This is a genomic window from Leptodesmis sp., from assembly GCF_052746595.1.
Genome location: NZ_JBRAGO010000136.1, coordinates 1 through 9220 on the forward strand (window position 1 = coordinate 1; position 9220 = coordinate 9220).

The window sequence follows — 9220 nt, forward strand, 5'->3', positions numbered from 1 at the left end:
GAGAGGGTGAGGTTTGGTTGTCTCTACTCTCTCACGGATTGCATAGATTCTTTAGCTGGCTTCGCTTAAAGTCTTTGAGATCGCTTTGAGAACATATTTTGTATTATATTTATCTATAATCGTTTATCTATAGCAATCCTAGATGATTTATGAGAACAAGCGTAACCATAATTTTTGCTCTGGGCTTATTCTTTCCTGACTTATCTTACGAATGATTTAGGACTGCTATATACCGTCAGGTGTGAGTTATCAATTATATTCTTCATCTATAGTCAGCACCCAAGGATCAGATCTATTAGCCATCATCACTTCTCATTTCCATAAAATCCGAGCAAAAATCATTTTCAAGCATTACTTTGCCCAAGTTAAAATTCTAACCCCACCATTCACATTTCACGACTTGATCAGATACTTTCATTTTTATATTGGGAGTTTTATCTAACAACAAAGCTATTAATTATGGGCGATACCAGACTGTCAAGAAATTTAATCTCTTCCTAACAAGGCATTTAAACAAAATAGACTCATCACAATAAACTCCCCCCAATAACCACATCCATCTCTCACATTTGTAGTAACGACTTTAGTCGTTCAAACCCCTAGAAGCCAAACTTCCAAACATCCTCTAAATAAAACGATCAGAGTTGGGAAAATGACAAATTATTGACTTGAAAACTTAGGTTGCGGTGGAGTACTTTGCCAGATTTTACGGGAAGAAATTTCAGATGCAGAAATCACAGCGATCGAATCTACCATTCGACCCTTTATTGCCATCGAAACCACAAATTCCCAAGACAACTCCCCTCTACCCTGGGACAGCCATTTCGGAGGAACGCCCTATCTTCTGGTGGGCATGGATTATCCTCAGATTGACGACAAACCAGCCCCCTTGCTCGCCCAGTTTAACCTTGCTGAAGTTCCTCCCCTAGACGGGTTTCCCACAACAGGTATTTTGCAGTTTTATGGAGTGGATAAACCTACCTGGGAATGGAACCATACCTGGTTTGCCACCGAAGCACGAGCCTCGATGTCCTATCCAGAATTGATGGAATTAGCAGGGGCAAAAGTTCTCTTTTTCCCAGCCCCGATCCTTGCCGTTGCAGATCTCATCACCGACTTTAGTTTTTCCCCCCTTTGAGCATCCCATCGTCCCCAAACGACTCAGTTTGCGATTTCAAATCAAACTTGCCCCGATGGATGCAGGGGGGCTAACCACCTGGGTTGAAGCCTTAAAAACAAGCGAATTTTTTGCTGAAAACTATGACTACGCCCTGCGAGAACTCCGCGATCGCGCCAGCAATGACCCCGTATTAGACGCAGCATTGTCCCTTTTAGCGGGTGATGGACACCGCTTAGGTGGCTACCCTGCCTTTAGTCAAGCTGATCCCCGTGCGCAATTGTTTCCTCTAGCGTTTAGTGAAAACTTTCCGCCCTACGAATTGCTGTTTCGCATGGTGGGGCAGCCGGGGGTAGAGTTGCATGATGCAATCTTTTATTTTTTGATTCAACCCTCTGACTTACAAAGTCGCGATTTCTCCAATGCTAACTGCTCAGGCTATACACAGCCCTCATCCCCTAGCCCCTTCTCCCTTTTTGGGAGAAGGGGAACCTGTCCAGTTCAAAGTCTCTCTCCCTGCTTGGGAGAGGGATTTAGGGTGAGGGCAGACCGAGTAGTTACCTCCAATGTTTTGTTTTATAGCGATCGCTAGTTAACTCAATTTCAGAAGATCAGAATGAACTCAAATCCTCAACCCGCATTTTCAGGGGGCGGCAATATTGCCCTAAAAATTCCTCGATTTCGGTTTGCAGAAACTGTTGTTTTTTATCGAGATACATTGCGATTACCTCACCTGGGACAACGGGACACCTCCTATGTGTTCCAGTTTGGCACGATGCGACTGTGGCTCGATGAAGTGCCCCACTACAGCCAGACGGATGTATGGTTGGAGCTATCCACCAACGACTTGGAAGAGGCAGTGGACTACCTGACAGCATCCCAAACTCCGATTCGCGATGAATTGGCACCCTTGGGCGACTTTCGCGGCCACTGGATCTTCGACCCGGCGGGGGTGGTGCATCTTCTCTCCCAACATGAGGAGATGCAAACGGTATGAGTAATGGGTTGCCACAGTACTCAAGCGCCGAAGACTATTATCAGGCTGGGTTAGCGGCATTAGAAAATGGGGCTACCTGTCAGACCGCGATCGCCCTGTTGCGGCAAGCTGTTGAGCTAGCTCCTGAACACCTCGATGCTTGGTATGAGCTAGCCAAGCAGCAGCGGGAAACGGGCGACTATACCGCAGCCCTCAATGCCTGCGATCGCATCCTCGCGCTTGATCTAGACCACAATCATGCTTGGGCCTGTCGCGCAGCAGCACTGCATGACCTCCAGCGGTTTACAGAAGCCATTGCAAGCTACGAACGAGCACTAGCGGGGTTTGCGGATCTGCCGGATGTCGATGTGTTAGATTACAGCGATCTCTGGGCGAATCAGGGTAGCCTGTTAGCCCATCTAGGACGATCAGACGACGCGATCGCCAGCTACGACCAAGCGATCGCCCTTTTAGAGGCAGAAGATGATCCAGAGAACGACCAAACATTAGGGGCATATTACGGAGACAAGGGGAATATTCTGTTCAGTCTGGGGCATTATGCAGAGGCTATTGATACCTACAACCAAGCTTATTCCCTAGAGGCAATAGCCCAGGAAAATCGCTGCAAAGCCTATGCCCTTCTAGGCCGAGAACAGGAGCTTCTAGATGCCTGATCAGCAATTGAGCCAATTGGCTGAAGGCAATAATCACCCGAATCAATATGGTGAAACGCCAGATTGGATCTGGAGACGCAAGGGTGATGTTTTCATGTAGGCTGAGCGTTATGAAGCAGCACTAGCCGCCTATCAAACCGCCTTCGAGCTAAACCCCGATTGGCATGATTTAACCGTGAATGAAGCCTTGGGGAAATTGAATTATCCCCAGTCGGAAATTTTTACGCTGCTCTTGGAAAACTACGATCGGGCACTAGCACGCTATCCAGACAATGCCCAGCTTTGGTACAAACGCGCCATGTTGCTCAGCACCCAAGCCGATCAAGCAGAAGCGGCACTGGCCAGTTTCGACCATTCTTTAGCCATTGACCCAGTGATGTAGGCTGCTGGTATAACCGGGCCTTACTGCTCACCAAGCTGCAACGGCTAGAGGAAGCAGTGATCAGCTATGCAGGAGCATTGGCGATCGACCCTGACAACGATCGCTGCTGGCAGAATCAAGCCCTACTCCTGGAGCAGCTAGGACGGTACGCAGCAGCCTTAAGCAGCTACAACAACCTGCTCGACATTTACAGTCGCACCCAACCTCCCCAAGCGGCTCTCTGGGTACTGGATAAACAAGCTGAACTGCGGCAAAGACTGGAACAAAGGGAGGACAATCCATAAAACCTGAACCACCAGACTACCCTACGCTGCTCGCCCGCAGCGTGGCTGAACTACACTTCAAAACTCAAGCCCAAGACAACCTCTGGCTGCTGGGACAGTGCCGTTGGGAGGTCGATCGTGGCCCTGCGGGCACCACCCTGGTGTTCATGACCTTTGGCAAAACCACCATCAGTCCGGGAAGTTGATCAGGCTAACCCACAGAAGAGAGAGAATTGATGATCGGGTTTATGGGATTCATGGGGCTATTGCTGCTGATTTGTCTGGTGAATGCCATCAAATTTGAGTGGGATCATTCGGAACCTGACCCGTTGGCTCAATCCAAACAGACTTGGAGGCAGCGACGCGATCGCGCCCAGCACATTCTGAACCCCACTGCTCAGAAACCGAAAGCCAAAGCGCTCCTGGGTTTGTACCCGCTGTGGGCATAACAACCTGTCCCAAAAGCCCGTGCAACCTGTGCGAAACCTCCGCGCTTGGCTGACCAACCAGCGGGAGCTGACTCAGCACCTATGAATAACTCTAAAGCAAGACAACTCAAGGACTTTAAGGCATCATAGAGAATCAAGTGTATTGATTCTTACCCTTGCCGATCGCATGTCCTTCGCTAATTTTACTAACCCCTATCGAAAGCCAGCCGATGTGCCAGAGGACTATCGGAAGCACCCAAATTTGTCGAAGTTGTTTAAGGCAGACGGCACTTACATTCGTCCGGCAGAAGACCCAGTCACCATTTGGGCGATCGCTCTCCTACATCAGGAATACGGTGTCCCGCTGGATGCCCTCGAACTGGAACTGTATGCCGATTTTTCTGAGGGGATGCATCAGGGTGGGCGGCGGTATCAAGGGCGGGCAGATATGATTGTCTATGATGACCGCTACATTGGCGCAGGAGGTGGGTTGGATGTGGCCTTCATTATGGTGGAGGCGATGGAGCCGGAGAAGAAGTTGGAGGGCACGGAACCGGAAGGCTGGGTAGAACACTTAAATCGCCTCAATGCTTATATGAGTGCGTCGCCCTCGGCTCGGTATGCGATTTTGACCAGTGGCACGCATACCAAAATCTATCGCCGGGATCTGGAGTATCCCCGTGTGCTTCAGGAAATTGGGGATTTGCCGAAGTATGAAAGTGCGCGATCGGCGGCAGAGCATAGCCCGTTTAAGGTGATCCTCAATCCCAGTGAGCCGGATGGGATTCAAACCGGGTTGCAGCCCCTCACCCGTGACAAGTTTCGGGAGGTGTTGGGGGATACGCGATCGGGCTGTCACTCGATCCTACGGGATAACGAGGGATTGCAGCCCCAGGAAGCGGTGGATGCAATAGTCAAGTTTTTGTTTGCCAAGTGGTATGACGAGCAGGCGACGATCGACCTAGTGAAGAAGACGGGGGAGATGCGATCCTATGTATTCAGCTATAAGCAGGGGGAAACTGACCCAGAGCGGTTGATGGTGCAGGTGCGAGACACTTTTGAGAAGGCGAAGCAGTGGGAACGGGACACCTTAAGCGCCAAGTTTGGCGATAATCTGGGCATTCGGTTGGCGTTTACGGAATCGGATGCTCTGGAGTTTAAGCCACATACGACGGTTGAGATTGTTAAACGATTGCAGCCCTGGAGTTTGCGAAAGTCTACGGCAGATGTGAAGGGAGGCGTGTTTGAGGATTTTCTGGGTAAGACCTTTCGGGATGACCTGGGGCAATATTTCACACCAACTCCGGTGATTAACCTGATGGTGGGAATTTTGCAGCCGACGGTGCATGATTTTATCGGCGATCCGGCGTGTGGTTCGGCGCGGATGTTGACCCATGTGTTGGATTATGTGCGAAAGCGAGAACTGGCACGGGCAGAAGCAGAACAGTCTTATCAAAAAACTATTGATTACGTTTTTGAACAGCTAGGGATTAACCTAGAGTGTACCCAACGTAAGCGAAATGCTTTAGTTCCTATTAGTGTTCTCCAAGGTGGTCGTTTTGATTTTGAGGCAGTAGTTACATTGCAAGATATTAGTTCTCAGTTTGCCGAGCATGAAACTACTTTAATAGAAGAGGTAGTCGAGCAGACTAATGAGCGAATTACTCCATCAATTGATTCTCCTGATGAAGTTGTCAATTATATTGGCTTGGCAAATATTCAGTCTAATACAGGTGAGTTAGTCAATTTTGAGCTAGTTCAAGGGAAAGAGATTTTAAGTTCATCACCAAAATTTTCCAAAGGAGATATCCTTTTTGGTCGAATGCGTCCTTATCTTAATAAAGTTTGGATCGCAGAATTTGATGGTATTTGTTCAGGTGAAGCATTAGTTTTTAGATCTAATAAGAACAAGGTAGATATCCAGTTTTTGCATACACTTTTGCTGAGTCAGCTAACCTTAGATCAAGTTGTTCCTTTGCAAAGTGGTTCTTCACTTCCTAGAGTGTCTGCTTCGGATGTTCTGAGCGTTAAATTACCTGTCCCTAAAGATCTACAGAAACAGCAAGAGATTGGTAATGAGGTGAAAAGACGTCGTAATGAAGCAAAACAGTTGCGACATGGAGCTAAAGCCGTTGTGACATCTGCAAAAGCGCGAGTAGAGCGGATGATTTTGGGCGAGGAGGAAATTGGCGAGAACTAAACCATGATTCAGGACAATTTATTGAGGACAACTAGGAGAGATACACCTATGAGCAAAGTGATACAAGCCACCTACCACGACGGCAACTTAATCCTTGATGAAAAACTCGATGCGGCTCTAGAAGGTCAAAAACTTACCTTGATTCTTGTCGAGGAACCTGTTGCTTCTACCTCAACCGAGGCTAATTTAGAGGAACGTAAACAAAAGTTCCTTGAAAAGCTAAAGACTTACTCAATCAAGTTGCCTGAAGATTACAAATTTAATAGAGAAGAACTCTATGACCGCAAATGTTTTCATTGATTCTAATCTTTGGGTCTATTATCACTCCATGAAACCTGATGAGAAATTCACAAAAACCAGAGATCTGATTCTGACAAATTTCAACTCAATTCTCATCAGCACCCAAATTTTAGGAGAGCTTTACTATGTCTTAGTACGGAAGAGTATGGCTTCGCAAGCCGATGCCAGAAGAGTTATTGAAGATCTGACAACAGAATTCAGAACGATTACTGTTGATGTCAACCATGTGTTCGCTGCGATTGATGTGAATGTGCGATATGGATACTCCTACTGGGATAGCCTGATCATGGCCACTGCCCTACAAAGCAATTGCGGCATTCTCTACTCCGAAGATATGCAGCATGATCAACTGATTGAAGGCAAGCTCAGAATTATCAATCCTTTTTTTGCATAAGGTGAAAGCTATGAGTTTAGTCATTCCCGATGAGTTTCTGCAAACGGCACATATTACTGAAGCCGATCTCAAACTAGAAATTGCCATTCTGCTGTTTCAGCAAGAAAAGATTACTTTGGGCACTGCTAGCCAGTTTGCAGACATGAATCAACTAGAGTTTCAACGCATCTTAGGTAGTCGTAAAATCCCTATTCATTACGGCGTTGAAGACTTCCGGCAAGACCTCAGAACCTTGGAGGCAAACGATTGGCGATGATTGTGGTTAGTAATACGTCGCCCATCTTTTACCTGTCCACCATTGGTCATCTCGATTTACTCCGCCAACTCTACGATGAAATCGTGATTCCAACAACAGTTTTCAACGAAATTACCAATGTCGTCAACACCGATGCCAGTGCCAGGGTTGTGCCGACCCTAAGCTGGATTAAAACGCGATCTGCTACTGATCAAGATTTTGTCAACACATTGAGAGCCGCACTTGATCCGGGTGAAGCGGAGGCGATCGCCTTAGCCCTTGAGTTAAACGCCGATCGCCTCCTCATAGATGAACGACTGGGGAGAGCGGCTGCAATGCGAGTAGGGCTACAAGTCACAGGTGTTTTGGGTATTCTAATTGCCGCCAAGCGTAATAACTTAATTCAAGAGGTCAAACCATTACTTGATGCCTTAATTGAACAAGTTGGCTTCTGGATTGATGCACGGCTCTATGCAGAGGTCTTGCAAGCGGTTGGCGAATCGTTATGAAACCCGGAAGCAAGTACTATCCACTCTTTGAACACTTGCAGCACTGCAACCAAGCGGTCGTGACGCTGACCTTCGCCGAAATCGAAACCTTAATGGGTTGCTCACTGCCGGAATCCGCACGGAAGAAGAAAAACTGGTGGAGCAATCGGGATAGCCCAGGTGCCCTACAAGCGATCGCTTGGATCAGTGCAGGCTACCAGGTTAAGTCTGTCGATTTGACTCAGCAAACCGTTACCTTCAAGCTTTTTCAGGCAACTTATCACATTCAGCGCCAAGACGGTGAGATCATCTGGAATGCTGACGCGATTAAGGCACTGAGAATTGCCAAAGGTTTTAGCCAGGAGAAATTTGCTCGTGAGCTAGGCGTTCGTCGAGAAACCGTGAGCGAATGGGAAAACAGCAAATACGAACCCGATTGCTCCAAATGCAAGCTCCTCAACATCATTGCCAAACAAGTCAATTTTGCAGAACCTTCAACAGATTCATGAAACACTATCGACTTTTTGTTCGGTTGGCGTACAGAATACTGATAAGCGATCAGGTGTACTCCTGACGTGCAACCTCTTATCGGTATCCTCTATGAGTGGTGTCAATCTTCCTCCTAAAGCCCTCTTTCTCTCTCCCGATGGCAAAATTTATCCTGACACCCTGATTTGCTCTGGGATGATTTCAGCAGAACTGAACGGCAAACCCTGTCCCTACGCTCAAAATGGGCGGCTGCCTGATTTAGTACCCCTAGACAAGAACGAACCTGGCTACAGCCCCGATAAGGGCAAGCCTGGAGATCTGTGTCCGCCCTGTGCCAAACAACAGCTTGCTAATCTAGGGCACTGGCAGGGACACGGTCAGCAAACTTTTCCCGAAGAACTCTTGCCCTTGCGCTTATTCAAATGCCGTATGTGGCTATGGCTGGTTGTGCCAGGTTTGCATGATGCAGAACCAACACAATTGATTACTGATAACTGAATCATGCAACAGCTTATTTGCGGCTGTACCTTAGCTAGAGCCGACTTGGGCGATCGCAACGTAGAGATAAGCTTTCAAATATGTCCCCACCGATAACTTAAGGCGTTATAACGACAATGCAACAATGATGGAATTTGTGGTGGAAGTGCTGGAGCAGGTGTTTGAGTTGCCGAAGGATCGGGCAATTCAATGCATGATTCATACCCATCAACTCGGACACAGTTTTGTGATTGCCCTACCTGTTGAGAACGAGCAGGAGAAAGTTGCGATCGCCCATCAGCGCAGTCAAGCAAAAGGATATCCCCTACAATTCATAGTTGAATGTGAGTGGATATCAGTTTGAATATAAAGTCACTGACTTAAGCCCTAACGATTAAAATCGCGGCTATACAACCAAAGTGCGCCTACGCGCACTCAGAGCAGGCTTGCGCCTAACCCGCGCAGGCGGGTTTTGATTGTGTAGCTGCGGTTTCAACCGCCCTATTTCAGTGCCATTGAATCATAGATGACTGTGAGAATAAGGGTGACCACCAGTGTTGCTCCGGGCTTATTCTGCATTGACTTATCTTACACATAATTTGGGATTGTTATCTCGTTAAGATGCTGAATGTAGGGACGTTTGGAGCGTTCTTAATGAGAATCTTAGGGGTCTTAAAAACGATTGCCAGCTAACACCGCGTAGTAGCAGATGATTGAAAGCCCTAGTGCTTAATTTGAGGCTATCTACCGCTGCTGCACTTCACGACTATGAAGCCGTGAACGTGTCAAGTAGGTTT

At 47.5% G+C, this 9220-nt stretch carries 15 protein-coding genes and 1 pseudogene; all 16 read left to right on the forward strand.

The window, feature by feature from the left end:
• Positions 1-772 precede the first annotated feature (772 nt).
• Positions 773-1138 carry a DUF1963 domain-containing protein gene (locus ACUVQO_RS20915; protein ID WP_445927775.1) on the forward strand — a complete coding sequence of 122 codons (366 nt, stop codon included), beginning with the start codon at positions 773-775 and terminating at the stop codon, positions 1136-1138.
• Entirely contained in the window at positions 1098-1709 is a 612-nt protein-coding gene (locus ACUVQO_RS20920) for a DUF1963 domain-containing protein (protein WP_445927762.1), read from the forward strand. Before ACUVQO_RS20915 ends, ACUVQO_RS20920 begins: the two co-directional genes overlap by 41 nt.
• A 24-nt stretch (positions 1710-1733) precedes the next feature.
• Positions 1734-2114 (forward strand): hypothetical protein, encoded by a 381-nt coding sequence (locus tag ACUVQO_RS20925; protein WP_445927763.1) that lies wholly within the window; start codon positions 1734-1736, stop codon positions 2112-2114.
• A complete protein-coding gene (locus ACUVQO_RS20930; protein WP_445927764.1) occupies positions 2111-2767 on the forward strand; it encodes a tetratricopeptide repeat protein in 657 nt (218 codons plus the stop codon). Before ACUVQO_RS20925 ends, ACUVQO_RS20930 begins: the two co-directional genes overlap by 4 nt.
• Before the next feature lie 175 nt (positions 2768-2942).
• Positions 2943-3149 (forward strand): tetratricopeptide repeat protein, encoded by a 207-nt coding sequence (locus ACUVQO_RS20935; protein WP_445927765.1) that lies wholly within the window; start codon positions 2943-2945, stop codon positions 3147-3149.
• A gap of 56 nt (positions 3150-3205) precedes the next feature.
• Positions 3206-3433, forward strand: a complete 228-nt coding sequence (locus ACUVQO_RS20940) for a tetratricopeptide repeat protein (protein WP_445927766.1) — start codon at positions 3206-3208, stop codon at positions 3431-3433.
• A 41-nt stretch (positions 3434-3474) separates the two neighbouring features.
• Positions 3475-3618: a hypothetical protein gene (locus ACUVQO_RS20945; RefSeq protein WP_445927767.1), complete on the forward strand. Its 144-nt coding sequence runs from the start codon at positions 3475-3477 to the stop codon at positions 3616-3618.
• A 27-nt stretch (positions 3619-3645) separates the two neighbouring features.
• Positions 3646-3861 carry a hypothetical protein gene (locus ACUVQO_RS20950; RefSeq protein WP_445927768.1) on the forward strand — a complete coding sequence of 72 codons (216 nt, stop codon included), beginning with the start codon at positions 3646-3648 and terminating at the stop codon, positions 3859-3861.
• 142 nt (positions 3862-4003) lie between these two features.
• A complete protein-coding gene (locus ACUVQO_RS20955; protein WP_445927769.1) occupies positions 4004-6040 on the forward strand; it encodes an N-6 DNA methylase in 2037 nt (678 codons plus the stop codon).
• A 48-nt stretch (positions 6041-6088) separates the two neighbouring features.
• Positions 6089-6340, forward strand: a complete 252-nt coding sequence (locus tag ACUVQO_RS20960; RefSeq protein WP_445927770.1) for a hypothetical protein — start codon at positions 6089-6091, stop codon at positions 6338-6340.
• Entirely contained in the window at positions 6318-6734 is a 417-nt protein-coding gene (locus ACUVQO_RS20965) for a PIN domain-containing protein (protein ID WP_445927771.1), read from the forward strand. Before ACUVQO_RS20960 ends, ACUVQO_RS20965 begins: the two co-directional genes overlap by 23 nt.
• Before the next feature lie 10 nt (positions 6735-6744).
• Positions 6745-6990: a UPF0175 family protein gene (locus tag ACUVQO_RS20970; protein WP_445927772.1), complete on the forward strand. Its 246-nt coding sequence runs from the start codon at positions 6745-6747 to the stop codon at positions 6988-6990.
• The gene (locus ACUVQO_RS20975) at positions 6987-7478 is read left to right on the forward strand and encodes a DUF3368 domain-containing protein (protein ID WP_445927776.1); all 492 of its coding nucleotides are present in this window, start codon (positions 6987-6989) and stop codon (positions 7476-7478) included. Before ACUVQO_RS20970 ends, ACUVQO_RS20975 begins: the two co-directional genes overlap by 4 nt.
• Positions 7475-7966, forward strand: coding sequence for a helix-turn-helix domain-containing protein (locus tag ACUVQO_RS20980; protein WP_445927773.1), 492 nt, complete (start codon positions 7475-7477; stop codon positions 7964-7966). Before ACUVQO_RS20975 ends, ACUVQO_RS20980 begins: the two co-directional genes overlap by 4 nt.
• Positions 7967-8057: 91 nt before the next feature.
• A complete protein-coding gene (locus ACUVQO_RS20985; RefSeq protein ID WP_445927774.1) occupies positions 8058-8444 on the forward strand; it encodes a hypothetical protein in 387 nt (128 codons plus the stop codon).
• A gap of 118 nt (positions 8445-8562) precedes the next feature.
• Positions 8563-8787 (forward strand): annotated as a pseudogene (locus ACUVQO_RS20990) (ATP-dependent Clp protease adaptor ClpS); the annotation flags it as partial.
• Positions 8788-9220: the final 433 nt, after the last annotated feature.